The sequence below is a fragment of the Kitasatospora sp. NPDC050463 genome, from assembly GCF_040655255.1.
Classification (GTDB): domain Bacteria; phylum Actinomycetota; class Actinomycetes; order Streptomycetales; family Streptomycetaceae; genus Kitasatospora.
The window spans coordinates 63,622-76,464 of the sequence record NZ_JBFAJO010000008.1 but is presented as its reverse complement, the minus strand read 5'-3'; the positions used below and the strand labels follow the sequence as shown (position 1 = coordinate 76,464).

Here is a 12,843-nt window from a genome sequence, read left to right as displayed (position 1 = left end):
CCGATCCGGCCCTGATCCGGCCCGGGAACAAGAGAGGAGATGACGACATGTTCGACGCGGACGCCTACCTCCGGCACATCGGGTGCGCCGGGCGGACGGGCGTGGACATCGAGACGCTGCGGACGCTGCACAAGCGGCACCTGATGGCGATCCCGTACAACATCGCCGCCCAGGACTTCACCGACGGCGTCAACCTCGTCGACCTCGACGAGGACGCCGTGTTCGAGACGGCCGTCGTCGAGGGGCGGGGAGGCACCTGCTTCCAGCTGAACCGGCTGTTCTTCCGGCTGCTGGGCGCCCTGGGCTACGACGTCTCCCTGATGGCGGCCAGTACCGCCGAGGGCAGGGAGAACTTCGGCACCGAGGTCGAGCACATGTTCGTCCGGGTGGCGCTGGACGGTGCCGAGTGGCTGGTCGACGTGGGCTACCCGGGGCCGTCCTACCTCGAACCGCTGCTCGTCACCGACGCGGTGCAGACCCAGTTCGGCTGCCAGTACCGGCTGGTGGACAAAGGCGACGGCGACTTCGCGTTGCAGCGGCGCGGGCGGGTGACCCGCTGGAGCGTCGTCTACACCTTCCGGCTGCTGCCCCGGCGGTGGAGCGACTGGAAGGAGCTGGAGGACCGCGCCCGGGAGAATCCGGCCCCGCCCCCCGAGGGGGACATGCAGGGCGTCCTCTACGGCCGGGCGTTCGAGGACGGCCAGGTCGTCCTGAAGGGCCGGCGGCACCTGACGGTCCGGGACGGACGGGAGCGGGTCCGCACCGTCGTCGACGACGACGAGCACCGCCTGCTCGTCGGCACCATCGTGTCCGGGGACCTCCCCTGACCCGCAGGAACACCATTCGCAGGCGATGTACGACGAATTCACGAAGGGAATCCAATGGCGAAGAACTCGGCCGATGTGGTTGTCATCGGCGGCGGTCCGGCAGGCGCGGTCAGCGCCTTCGTCCTGGCCAAGCAGGGCCATTCCGTGGTGCTCCTGGAGCGCGACGAGTTTCCGCGCTTCCACATAGGCGAGTCCCTGCTGCCCTACATGATGGGCCTTTTCGACCGGATCGGTCTGCGTGAGGCGCTGGAGTCCAGGGGCTACGTCCCGAAGTTCGGTGGCGAATTCATCGACCCGACGGAGACCAAGTTCTTCTCCGGCGTGTTCCGCGCGGACTTCAGCAAGCAGGGCGAGGGGCGCTTCGACCGCGCCTTCCAGGTGGAGCGCGCCAGGTTCGACGCGATGCTCGTCGAGGAGGCGGCCAAGGCGGGCGCCGAGGTCCACCTCGGCGCCGGCGTCAAGGACCTGCTGATGGAGGGCGACCGGATGGTCGGCGTCAGCTACGAGAAGGACGGCGAGGAGCACGAGGTCCGGGCGTCCTACGTGATCGATGCCAGCGGCCGGGCCGGGCGGATCGCCAACAAGTTCGGCCTCCGCAAGACGCTGGAGAAGCTCCGGATGGTCGGGGTGTTCCGGCACTACGAGGGCCTCGACGAGAAGCACAACCTCGGGGCCGAGGGCGACATCCAGGTCGGCGCGCACAACGACGGCTGGGTCTGGGCGATCCCGATCTCCAAGGAGGTCATCAGCGTCGGCACCGTGATGCCGCGCGACGTGTTCCGCGCGAGCACGCCGGAGGCGGCGTTCGAGGAGCACCTCAACCGGGTGCCGCGGATCACCGCGCGGCTGACCGGCACCCGCCCCAGCATGGACCTCAAGATCGAGACCGACTACTGCTACCACGCGGACACCGTCACCGGCCCCGGCTGGGTCATGGTCGGCGACGCGGGCTGCTTCGGCGACCCGATGTTCTCCGGTGGGGTGCTCGTCGCGACGGCCACCGCCACCCGCGCCGCCGAGACGATCGACGCGGCGCTGAAGGCCCCGGCCGACGCGGACCGGCTGATCGACGAGTACTCGAACTACTTCAAGACCGGGTACGACACCTACATCCGGCTCATCCACGCCTTCTACGACGGCGAGCTGGTCTCGGTGGCCGCCGACGCGGGCCGGACCACCTCGCGCGACGCACTGGAGCGCTACCTGATCCGGCTGATCGGCGGCGACTTCTGGAGCGAGCACAACGCGGTCGCGCAGGAGATGCGGCGGCGTCCGGAGTGGGACACCTTCGCGCCCTTCCAGCGGGTGTTCGGCTGCCCGTCCTACCCGCAGCTCGACGAGCACGACCGCAAGGAGCGGGCCGAGGCCCGCATCCTGCGGGTGACCACCGGCCAGTAACGGCCGGAGCGCCCCCGCACGCCCGGGATCCCAGTGGCCGAGCGCCGCCGGGGCCCCGGGCGAGGCCCGGGGTGCGCGTACCACCGAACAGCGGGCGCACCGTCGCGGGAACAGCGGGCGCAGCACCGAAAAGTCGGCGTTCCACGGCTACAGAACAGGTTGAAGCGGCGTGAGAGAACAAGTTCCGGTGCGCATCGGCGACCGTTCGTACGACGTGCTCATCGGCCCGGGAGTGCGCTCCTCGCTGGCCGAGGTCATCCGGGGCCTCGGTGCCCGGCGGGTGGCCGTGGTGTCGGCGCGGCCCGCGCAGTGGGTGCCCGACACCGGTGTCGAGACCCTGCTGCTGCCCGCCCGGGACGGTGAGCCGGACAAGAACCTCGCCACCGTCGAGGCGCTCTGCGCCGAGTTCGTGCGGTTCGGGCTCACCCGGTCCGACGCCGTGGTCTCCTGCGGCGGCGGGACGACCACCGATGTCGTCGGCCTGGCCGCGGCGCTCTACCACCGCGGGGTGCCCGTCGTGCACCTGCCGACCACGCTGCTGGCGCAGGTGGACGCCAGCGTCGGCGGCAAGACGGCCGTCAACCTGCCGTCCGGCAAGAACCTGGTGGGCGCCTACTGGCAGCCCGCCGCGGTGCTCTGCGACACCGACTACCTGACCACCCTGCCGCGCCGCGAACTGCTCAACGGGCTCGGCGAGATCGCCCGCTGCCACTTCATCGGCGCCGGCGACCTGCGCCCCCTCGCGCTGGCCGACCGGATCGCCGCCAGCGTCACCCTCAAGGCCGGCATCGTCTCGGCCGACGAACGCGACACCGGCCTGCGGCACCTGCTCAACTACGGCCACACCCTGGGCCACGCCCTGGAGGTGGCCACCGACTTCGCGCTGCGCCACGGCGAGGCGGTCGCCGTCGGCACGGTCTTCGCGGGCCTGCTCGCGGGCGTCCTGGACCGGATCGACCCGGCCCGGGTGGACGAGCACCGGGAGGTCGTCGCCTCCTACGGCCTGCCCGGCGCGCTGCCCGAGGGCGTCGATCCGGCCGAACTGGTCCGCCTGATGCGGCGGGACAAGAAGGCCCTCAGCGGGCTCGCCTTCGTCCTGGACGGCCCCGAGGGGGCGGAACTGGTCCACGACGTGCCCGAGCGGGCCGTCGAACAGGCGCTGGCGCGGATGCCGCGGCAACCGCTCGCCCGGCTCGTCGGGCCCGGCGCCGACCGGCCCGCCGGGACGGGAGCGGCGGTGACATGACGTACTCACCACGGCCGTCACCCGACGAGCGGGCGCCGGAGCGGACCGGGCGCCCGGCGGAGCGGCTGCTCGCCGACCGCCTCGCCGCCGCACTGGCCAGACCCGCGGCCCAGCAGCCCCACTGGCCGGACCGGGCCCGGGCGCGGGAGGTGGTCGGCCGACTGCGCACCGCCGCCCCGATCGTGGCGCCCGCCGAGACCGCGCGGCTGTCCGAACGGCTCGCGGCCGTCGCCCGGGGTGAGGCCTTCCTGCTCCAGGGCGGGGACTGCGCGGAGACCTTCGCCGACAACACCGAGTCGCACCTGCGCGCCAACCTGGGCCTGCTGAAGCGGATGGCGCTGGTGTTCACCCACGCCACCGGCCTGCCGGTGGTGCCGGTCGCCCGGGCCGCCGGACAGTACGCCAAACCGCGCTCCCAGCAGGTCGACGCGCAGGGCCTGCCGGTCTACCGCGGCGACATCGTCAACGGTGTCGAGCCCACCCTCGCCGCCCGCACCCCGGACCCGGAGCGGATGCTGCTGGCCCACGCCGACGCCGCCCGCACGATGGCCGTCGCACGCCGGCTCTGCCGGGAGGACCTGGGCGACCCGCACGCCCTGCACGCCGAGAACCTCCACTTCGTCCGCAGCTCGCCCGCCGGCCGCCGCCACGCGCCGGCGGTCGAGGAGATCGGCCGCGGCCTGCGCCTCCTGGACGGGCTCGGGGCCAGCGGGCGGACGGCCCGGCAGAGCGAGATCTACGTCAGTCACGAGGCCCTGCTGCTGGACTACGAGAGCGCCCTGCTCCGGGTGGCGGACGACGGGCCCGAGCCGCTCCTCTCCAGCGGGCTGGCGCACTTCCTCTGGATCGGGGAGCGCACCCGCGGCCCGGAGGACGCGCACATCGCCTTCGCGGAGCTGCTGGCCAACCCGATCGGGCTGAAGATCGGCCCGGGCACCACCCCCGAGCAGGCGGTCGAGTACGTGCGCCGGCTCGACCCGCATGGGACCCCCGGACGGCTGACGCTGATCAGCCGGATGGGGCACGCCCGGGTGCGCGAGGTGCTCCCGCCGATCGTCGAGAAGGTCACCGCCTCCGGTCACCAGGTGGTCTGGCAGTGCGACCCGATGCACGGCAACTCCCGCACCGCGGACAACGGGTACAAGACCCGTCACTTCGACCACGTGGTGGCGGAGATCGCCGGCTTCCTCGACGTCCACCGGCGGCTCGGCACCCACCCCGGCGGCCTCCACCTGGAGGCGACCGGGGAGGACGTCACCGAGTGCCTCGGCGGTGCCCGGGGGATCACCGAGCACGACCTGCCCCGTCGCTACCGGACCGCCTGCGACCCCCGCCTGAACGCCGAGCAGTCGATGGAACTCGCCTTCACCGTCGCGGAGCTCCTCGCCGGGCGGTTCGCGCCGGGCACCGCCCCCCGCCCCGAGAGGCCACGATGACCGACACTCCGCAGGCCGCCGCTCCGCGGTCCACGCCCATCAGCGGTGCCACCAGGCTGTACGCCGTGCTCGGCGACCCGGTCGTCCAGGTCCAGTCACCCGGGCTGCTGAACCCGCTGTTCGCACGGCTGGGCATCGACGCGGTACTCGTCCCGGTGCACGCCCGGCCGGGCGACCTGGCGACGGTGGTCCGCGGCCTCCAGCACATCGGCAACCTCGACGGCCTGTTCGTCACCGTGCCGCACAAGGCGGCCGCCGCCGGGCTCGCCGACCGGCGCAGCCGCACCGTGCAGATCACCGGCACCGCCAACGTCCTGCGGCGCGAACCGGACGGCGGCTGGCTCGCGGAGAACTTCGACGGCTCCGGCTTCGTGGCGGGCCTGGCGCGGGCCGGCCACGACGTCCGCGGCCGCAGGGTCGCGCTGGCCGGCGCCGGCGGGGCGGGCAGCGCCATCGCGGCCGCCCTGCTCGCGGCCGGCGCGCAGCGGCTCGCCGTCACCGACCCGGACGGGCCCCGGCTGGCCGCGCTCGTCGCACGGCTGGCCGAGCACTGGCCCGGCCGGGTCCGCGCCGCGGCCGAACCGCCCCTGCACGACAGCGACATCGCGGTGAACGCCAGCCCGCTGGGCCTGCGCCCCGGCGACCCGTTGCCGTTCCGGCCGGACGCCCTCGCCCCCGGCGGCGTGGTGGCGGACATCATCATGAAACCGCGGGAGACGCCGCTCCTGCGGCAGGCGGCCGCCCTGGGGCTCGACGTCCACCACGGAATCCACATGTTGAACGGTCAAGTGGACGAGTACCGCGCATTCTTCGGGCTGTGCTGACCGTTGATCAGCAGGCCGCGGCCGACGACTACCAGAACGAGGGATGCGGGGCGCCGAGGGCGGCGCCTACTGTGAGGCCGCAATACCTTGCGTGAAATCCCAGGGGCCATTGTTCCGCTGTTCCGTCGGCCACGCGCCCCGCCGCTCAATCCCGCCAGAAGTCCACCAGCGGGTACCAGTTCGTAGCGGAGATTTGGAGAGACATGAACGCGCGACCGGCACCGGAATTCCCCTCCTGGCCGCAGTACGACGACGACGAGCGGAGCGGCCTGATACGCGCTCTGGAGCAGGGCCAGTGGTGGCGCATGGGCGGGGACGAGGTGAACTCCTTCGAGCGCGAGTTCGCCGGGTACCACGGCGCGCCGCACGCCCTCGCGGTCACCAACGGCACGCACGCCCTGGAGCTGGCGCTGCAGTGTCTGGGCGCCGGTCCGGGCACCGAGGTCATCGTGCCGGCCTTCACCTTCATCTCCTCCTCGCAGGCCGCCCAGCGGCTCGGCGCGGTCGCCGTCCCCGTCGACGTCGACCCCGACACGTACAACATCGACGTGGCGGCGACGGCCGCCGCCGTCACCCCGCGCACCCGGGTGATCATGCCCGTGCACATGGCCGGGCTGATCGCCGACATGGACGCCCTGGGAAAGCTCTCCGAGGACACCGGCGTGCCGCTGCTCCAGGACGCCGCGCACGCGCACGGCGCACGCTGGCAGGGCAAGCGGGTCGGCGAACTCGGCTCGGTGGCCGCCTTCAGCTTCCAGAACGGCAAGCTGATGACCGCCGGCGAGGGCGGCGCCCTGCTGTTCCCCGAGTCGGAGCTGTACGAGGCCGCGTTCCTGCGCCACAGCTGCGGCCGGCCGCGCACCGACCGCCGGTACCTGCACCAGATCGCCGGCACCAACATGCGGCTCAACGAGTTCTCGGCGTCCGTGCTCCGTGCCCAGCTCCGCCGCCTCGACGCCCAGACGGAACTGCGCGAGCAGCGCTGGAACCTGCTGTCCGGCCTGCTCGGCGCGATCGACGGCGTCGTCCCCCAGGGCAGCGACCCGCGGGCCGACCGCAACTCGCACTACATGGCGATGTTCCGCATCCCCGGCATCACCGAGGAGGGCCGTAACGAGCTCGTGGACCGCCTGGTCGAGGCCGGCCTGCCGGCCTTCGCCGCGTTCCGCGCGATCTACCGCACCGACGCGTTCTGGGAGACCGCCGCCCCCGACGAGACCCCGGAGGCGGTCGCCGAGCGCTGCCCCAACACCGAGGCCATCAGCCGGGACTGCGTCTGGCTGCACCACCGGGTCCTGCTCGCCTCCGAGGACGCCCTGCACGCCACGGCCGCGATCATCGCCGACGCAGTGGCAGCCCTGTGAGGCTTCGCGCCGCCGTCGTCGGGCTCGGCTGGGCGGGCCGGGAGCTCTGGCTCCCGCGGCTCGGAACGCACGAGGACTTCGACGTGGTCGCCGTCGTCGACCCCGACCCGGCGTTGCGGGCGGCGGTCGGCGGGGCGACGGGCATCCCCGCCCACGCGGCGGTGGACGCCCTCGACGCCCGCGACGTCGACGTCGCCGTCGTCGCGGTGCCCAACCACCTGCACGCCGAGGTGGCCGCGGCCCTGCTCCGGCGCGGCCTCTCCGTCTTCCTGGAGAAGCCGGTCTGCCTGACCACCGCCGAGGCCGACACCCTGGCGCGGGCCGAGCGCGGCGGCGGCATGCTGCTGGCCGGCAGCGCCGCCCGCCACCGCGCCGACGTCCGGGAACTGGCCCGGCTCGTCCCCGACCTGGGGCGGGTGCGCCATGTCGACCTGGCCTGGGTGCGCTCGCGCGGTGTGCCGAAGGCCGGCGGCTGGTTCACCCAGCGCAGCAAGTCCGGTGGCGGCGTGCTGGTCGACCTCGGCTGGCACCTGCTGGACGCCCTGGCCTCGCTGATCGGCCCGGCGGAGTTCGCCCAGGTGGTCGGCGCGACCTCCGACGACTTCGTGAACGTCGGTGCGTGGTCCGCCGCCTGGCGACAGGACCGGCCCGCCGACGCGCTCGCGGGCGACGTCGAGGACACCGCCCGCGGCTTCCTGGTCCGCGAGGACGGCATCTCCGTTTCGCTGCGGGCCAGTTGGGCCTCGCACGAGGCCCTGGACGTGTCGCGGATCATGGTCGAGGGCAGCGGCGGCAATGCGGAGCTGAGCTGCACGTTCGGCTTCAGCCCCAACCGGCAGCCCGAGCCGGTCCTGACCCTGACGCAGGAGGGCACCACCCGTCGGATCCCGGTGCCCGCCGAGCCGATCGGGGCCGAGTACCGGCGCCAACTCGACGGCCTCGGGGCACTCCTGGCCGACCCCGCCAACCGCGGCCGGGCCATCGCGCAGGCGCGTGGCACGGTCCAGCTCATCGAGAGTTTCTACGAGTCGGCCCGCGTTGCCGGCCGGGCGCGATCCGCCCGGCCCGCAGCCGCCCACGAGGAGGTGAGGACCTCTTGACCGCCACATCGGTACCCGGGTCCGCCACGACCACGGACAGAACAGCACACCCCCGGCAGGCGGTCGTCTTCGACCTGGACGGGGTCATCGTCGACAGCTTCGCGGTGATGGGCCAGGCCTTCGCCATCGCCTACGCCGAGGTCGTCGGGGACGGCCCGGCGCCGTTCGAGGAGTACCAGCGTCACCAGGGCCGCTACTTCCCCGACATCATGCGGATCATGGGCCTGCCGCTGGAGATGGAGGCGCCCTTCGTCCGCGAGAGCTACCGGCTCGCGCACCAGGTGCAGGTCTTCGACGGCGTCGTCGAACTGCTCCAGGAGCTCCGCGACCGGGGGCTGCGGATGGCGATCGCCACCGGCAAGGCCGGCGACCGGGCCCGCTCCCTGCTCGACGGCCTCGGCCTGCTCCCGTACTTCGCCCACGTGATCGGCTCCGACGAGGTGGCCCGGCCCAAGCCCGCCCCCGACATCGTGCTGCGCGCGCTGGAACTGCTGGACGTGCCCGCCGAGCAGGCCATCATGATCGGTGACGCGCCGACCGACCTGGCCAGCGCCCGCGGCGCCGGCGTCGCCTCCGCGGCCGCCCTCTGGGCCGGCCCGGACGAGGCGGAGCTGCTCGCGGCCGGCCCCGACGCGGTGCTGCGCCACCCGGCCGAGCTCCTCGCCCTCTGCCCGGCCCTCACCGGGCGCTGACCCGACCGCACCGGAGGCGGCACACGATGCGGACCCGCGACAGCGCACCGGGGCGCGGCACCGAGGCGGCCGCCGAGGGAGGCGCCGACGGCGGGCCCCGCTACCTCGGCATCGACGTCGGCGGCACCAAGGTCGCCCTCCGGGCGGAGTCGGCGACGGGCCCGGCCGAGGAGACCTCCTTCGCCTGGGGCCCGGGCCGCGGCGCCGAGCACGACCTGGCCCGACTCGCCGCGTGCGCGGGCACGCTGACGGCCCGGACGGGCGAGCCGTTCCGGGCCGTCGGCGTCGCGATGCCCGCCACCGTCGGCCCGGACGAGCGGGTCACCGCCTGGCCGAGCCGGCCGGAGTGGACCGGTCTGCCACTGGGCCCGGCCCTGCGCGCGCTCTTCCCCGGGGCGGCCGTCGCCTGGGCGGACGACGGCGACCTGGCGGCCCTCGCCGAGGCCGAGGCGGCGGGCTGCGAGGACCTGCTCTACCTGGGCGCCGGCACCGGCATCGGCGGCGGCCTCGTCCTCGGCGGCCGGCTCTGCCCGGGCCCGGACCGCGGCTCCTTCGAACTCGGCCACCTGGTCGTCGAACTGGACGGTCCCACCTGTGTCTGTGGCCGCCGGGGGTGCCTCCAGGCGACCGCCTCCGGACCGGCCACCCTCGCGCGCGCCGCGCGCCTGCGCGGCGCGCCCGTCGACTTCGACGACCTGCGGACGGGGCTGCGCGAGGGGCGGGCGTGGGCCGTCACGGCGCTCGACCGGACCGGCCACGCCCTGGCCGCCGCCGCCGTGGGCGTCGCGGAGCTGCTCCACCCCCGGCTCGCCGTGCTCGGCGGCGGCTTCGCGGCCGGTATCCCCGAACTCGTCGACCGGGTGGCCGAGCACCTCGCGGCGCTCGCCCGGCCCGGCCTGTCCCGGCTGCCGGTCGCCCCGGCCCGGCTGGGCGGCCTCTCCTCGCTGCGCGGCGCCGTCCTGCTGGCCCGCCGGCAGTAGGGCCGCCCCGGCCGCGGCGTGCGGTGACGACCCGTCCGGCGGCGCCGAAGCGACGCGGTACCGCACGGCCCGTTCGGACCCTTCGGTCCGTCCCGACCGCACGGTCCGTCCCGACCGCACGGCCCGTTCGGACCGCACGGCCCGTCCCGACCCTTCGGTCCGGACGGGCCGCCGTCACGTCACCTCCGGTGGCCCGCCGCACCCGCCGGCACGGCGGCCGTCAGCCGGTCCCGCAGGTCGTCCACCAGCGCCGCCGCACCCTCCGGACCCTCGGCCGCGCCGAACACGTGGTAGTCCGGGCGCACCAGCAGCGCGCTCGCCCCGTACCGCGCCAGATACGCCCCGTAGACGCCGTCCGCGTCCACCACCTCGACCACCCCGGGGGCGTGCGCCGCGCCGCTCCCGGCGCTGCCCTGGCCGCCCGGCAGCAGCCGCACCACGAACGCCTCCAAGCCGGCCAGGAAGGACAGCCGCTCGGCACCGAGCCCGGCGTCCGCCCCGGCCGCGAGCAGCAGCACGAAACCGCGCCCGACGACCTCGTCGAACGGGCCGCTGCCGCCGGGGCCGTCCACCGCCCCCTGCGGCACGACCTCGCCGGCCGGCCGGGCCGGCTCGTCCGCGTCCCCGCGGTACAGCAGGCCCTCGGTGAGGGGTTTGGCCGGCTCGGGCCGGGTCGGCCCCCGGCCGCGCCGGTTGGCCAGCACCGTGGCGTCCCGCTCGGCGGCGGCCGCCGGGTCGGTCACACAGATCACCCGGCCCAGCTGGACCGAGGCCAGGATCGAGTCCTTGACCTGCGCCCGGCGCTCCTCGGTGTAGGTGTCCAGCACCGTCTCCTCGGCGAGGCCGCGCATGACGAGGTCCAGCTTCCACGACAGGTTGACCACGTCCCGGATGCCCGAGCACATGCCCTGCCCGGCGAACGGCGGCATCAGGTGGGCCGCGTCACCGGCCAGCAGCACGCGCCCCACCCGCCACTGCTCGGCCCACCTGGCCTGGAACATGTACGTGGTGCTGCGCAGCAGGGTGGCGGTGTCGGGCGTGACCCCGAACGGGGCCAGCAGCCGCCACGCCGTCTCCTCGCGGTTCAGCTCGGCGGCCCGCTCGCCGGGCAGCCGCATGAACTCCCAGCGCCGGTGCCCGGGGCCGCTGCCGACCAGGGTGGTGGGCCTGGCCGGGTCGCAGATCTGCACGTTGGTCGGCACGAAGTCCCGCGGGTCCCGCAGCCGGACGTCGCACAGCAGCCACTCGTAGGAGAACCCGAGGTCGGTCACGGGGACGTCGAGGTGGTCCCGGACGAAGCTGTTGGCGCCGTCGCAGCCCACCACCCAGCGGGCCGAGACCGTCTGCACCGCGCCGTCCTCGTCCTCGGCCGTCACCACGACCCGGTCGCCGTGGTCGGCGATGCCCACGACCTGCCGGCCGCGCAGCACGGTGACCCCGGGCAGCCGCTCGGCCCGGGCGGCGAGCAGCTCCTCCAGGGCGGGCTGGTGCATGGTGTTGGCGTCCGGCCACCCGTAGGGGCCCCGCGACCCGAACTCGATGTCCAGCAGGGTCTCGCCGCTCGCCGTCCGCCACTGGTAGCCGGAGGCCGGTTCGGTGATCCGCCCCAGGTCCGGGCCGATCCCGCAGGCGGCGAGCAGTCGGGCGGTCTCCCCGTCGAAGCTGGTCGCCCGGGGCAGCGTGTACGGGCGACGCCGGCGTTCCAGCACGGTCACCCGCCGGCCGCGCTGGGCGAGCAGGACCGACAGCGCGGCCCCGATCGGTCCGTTGCCGACGACGACCACGTCCGTGTCCGTCGGGCCGGTCGAGGGCTCGTGCGGTGACACCTTGGGCATAGGGACCCCTCATCGCAGGGAGGCGGCGGACCGGTGCGGACCGGTGCACGGCGGATGGGCACGGCGGTGGGACCACGGCGGAGAAGCGGGGGAGGTGCTCTGCTCGGACGCCGCGGCGGCTGTGCGCGGCAACGGGGCGCGACAGCCCTGGCAGGAACACCGCAAGACTACTATCGTGACCCGCCGAAAGCGTCAACGTCCGCCCCGCGCTATCAGATCGGGGGATACCACGAGGGGCCCGGACCGGCCTAGTCTGCCGAGGTCCCGAACAATCCGAGGACCCGTGCGGAGTCCGCCACCATCGCCGATCGGCCTGTGCTGGGGAACGTGCCACGGACCGTTGCCCGAAGGGAACTTTCGGCATGGCTCAAGCGACGGCCCATTACGAGAAGTGGGTCAGTGTCTTCCACCCGGTGCCGAACAGCGCCGTGCGGCTCGTCTGTCTGCCCTACGCCGGCGGGTCGGCGAGCTTCTTCTTCCCGGTGTCGCGGGCGCTCGCCCCGAAGGGGATCGAGGTGCTGGCCGTCCAGTACCCGGGCCGCCAGACCCGGCACCAGGAGCCGGGCATCGACAACATCCCCGACTTCGCGGACCAGATCTTCGCGGCGCTGCGGCACCTGGACGACAAGCCGCTGGCCCTGTTCGGCCACAGCATGGGCGCGGTGCTCGCCTACGAGGTGGCGCTGCGCATGCGCCGGGCCGGACTGCCCGCCCCGGTACGGCTGTTCGCCTCCGGCCGGCGCGCGCCGTCCCGCTACCGCGACGAGCAGGTGCACACCGGGTCGGACGCGGAGGTCGTGGCCGAGCTCAAGGCGCTGAGCGGCACCAGCCAGGTCATGCTGGCCGATCCGGAGGTCCTGGCGATGATCCTGCCGGCGATCCGCAGCGACTACACCGCCGTCGAGCGCTACCGGCACGACCCCGAGCAGGGGCTGGACTGCCCGGTGACGGTCCTCACCGGCGACGCCGACCCCCGGGTGTCGATCGACGAGGCTCGTGCCTGGGAGGAGCACACCACCGGGGCGACCGAGCTGGAGGTCCTCCCGGGCGGCCACTTCTTCCTCGCCGACCGGAGCGCCCAGGTGATCGACCTGGTGGCCCGGAGGCTGTCCGGGCAGGGCGTCCCCACCAACCGTTGAAC

Annotated in this window: 11 protein-coding genes; 10 read left to right on the top strand and 1 reads right to left on the bottom strand. The window is 74.2% G+C overall.

The features are described from left to right. Positions 1-47 precede the first annotated feature (47 nt). The 9 genes from AB0J08_RS07660 to AB0J08_RS07620 all read left to right on the top strand — a co-directional run bounded on the left by AB0J08_RS07660 (position 48) and on the right by AB0J08_RS07620 (position 9,867). Positions 48-827, top strand: a complete 780-nt coding sequence (locus AB0J08_RS07660; protein WP_360628504.1) for an arylamine N-acetyltransferase — start codon at positions 48-50, stop codon at positions 825-827. Positions 828-881: 54 nt separating this feature from the next. Continuing rightward, positions 882-2,225 carry an NAD(P)/FAD-dependent oxidoreductase gene (locus tag AB0J08_RS07655; RefSeq protein ID WP_360628501.1) on the top strand — a complete coding sequence of 448 codons (1,344 nt, stop codon included), beginning with the start codon at positions 882-884 and terminating at the stop codon, positions 2,223-2,225. A 169-nt stretch (positions 2,226-2,394) separates the two neighbouring features. Beyond that, on the top strand, positions 2,395-3,471 hold the full coding sequence (locus AB0J08_RS07650) for a 3-dehydroquinate synthase family protein (RefSeq protein WP_360628498.1): 1,077 nt from the start codon (positions 2,395-2,397) through the stop codon (positions 3,469-3,471). Beyond that, complete coding sequence (locus AB0J08_RS07645) at positions 3,468-4,907, top strand: 3-deoxy-7-phosphoheptulonate synthase class II (protein WP_360628495.1); 1,440 nt, start codon at positions 3,468-3,470, stop codon at positions 4,905-4,907. Before AB0J08_RS07650 ends, AB0J08_RS07645 begins: the two co-directional genes overlap by 4 nt. Next, complete coding sequence (locus AB0J08_RS07640) at positions 4,904-5,731, top strand: shikimate dehydrogenase (protein WP_360628491.1); 828 nt, start codon at positions 4,904-4,906, stop codon at positions 5,729-5,731. Before AB0J08_RS07645 ends, AB0J08_RS07640 begins: the two co-directional genes overlap by 4 nt. Positions 5,732-5,934: 203 nt before the next feature. Continuing rightward, positions 5,935-7,095, top strand: a complete 1,161-nt coding sequence (rifK, locus tag AB0J08_RS07635) for a 3-amino-5-hydroxybenzoate synthase (protein ID WP_360628488.1) — start codon at positions 5,935-5,937, stop codon at positions 7,093-7,095. Continuing rightward, on the top strand, positions 7,092-8,195 hold the full coding sequence (locus AB0J08_RS07630) for a Gfo/Idh/MocA family oxidoreductase (protein WP_360628485.1): 1,104 nt from the start codon (positions 7,092-7,094) through the stop codon (positions 8,193-8,195). The genes rifK and AB0J08_RS07630 overlap by 4 nt, the downstream gene beginning before the upstream one ends. Then, the gene (locus tag AB0J08_RS07625) at positions 8,192-8,887 is read left to right on the top strand and encodes an HAD-IA family hydrolase (RefSeq protein WP_360628478.1); all 696 of its coding nucleotides are present in this window, start codon (positions 8,192-8,194) and stop codon (positions 8,885-8,887) included. Before AB0J08_RS07630 ends, AB0J08_RS07625 begins: the two co-directional genes overlap by 4 nt. Before the next feature lie 26 nt (positions 8,888-8,913). Beyond that, positions 8,914-9,867, top strand: coding sequence for an ROK family protein (locus tag AB0J08_RS07620; protein ID WP_360628475.1), 954 nt, complete (start codon positions 8,914-8,916; stop codon positions 9,865-9,867). A 179-nt stretch (positions 9,868-10,046) separates the two neighbouring features. Here the strand turns inward: AB0J08_RS07620 and AB0J08_RS07615 are convergent, their stop codons facing one another. Next, positions 10,047-11,702 (bottom strand): bifunctional 3-(3-hydroxy-phenyl)propionate/3-hydroxycinnamic acid hydroxylase, encoded by a 1,656-nt coding sequence (locus AB0J08_RS07615; RefSeq protein ID WP_360628472.1) that lies wholly within the window; start codon positions 11,700-11,702, stop codon positions 10,047-10,049. Positions 11,703-12,064: 362 nt separating this feature from the next. On the opposite strand from AB0J08_RS07615, the gene AB0J08_RS07610 reads away from it, so the two are divergent. Next, positions 12,065-12,841, top strand: coding sequence for an alpha/beta fold hydrolase (locus AB0J08_RS07610; protein ID WP_360628469.1), 777 nt, complete (start codon positions 12,065-12,067; stop codon positions 12,839-12,841). Positions 12,842-12,843: the final 2 nt, after the last annotated feature.